Raw genomic sequence first — 285 nt, forward strand, 5'->3', positions numbered from 1 at the left:
GCAGCTGATCGCCGGCTTCTCACGGGGTGACACCACCGGGTCTTCGCCTGCGCCGCCTTTGGCCCCAACTACCGCGAACAAGGTATTGAGTGTTCCATCAAAGGTCTTGCGTCCCCCGTCGGCGCGCTCTTTTTCAGTGTCGCCCGAGACGGCCTTCTCAGTGCCCAGGACGGTTTCTGCAAGGCCGGTCACTGCGGCCAATCCGACTACGGCGGGTTCGGCAATGGGCGCAAACTTGGCCAGCAGGCCTGCCGCGGCACTTAGGTCGTTGAGCCAGGTATCGCG

Annotated in this window: 1 protein-coding gene; it reads right to left on the minus strand. The window is 63.9% G+C overall.

The genetic code is table 11. The features are described from left to right. A partial coding sequence (locus tag AC0L3U_RS39230) for a hypothetical protein (RefSeq protein ID WP_473365095.1) occupies positions 1-285 on the minus strand: 285 nt, incomplete at both ends.

The sequence above is a fragment of the Bradyrhizobium sp. Kon69 genome, assembly GCF_055807515.1.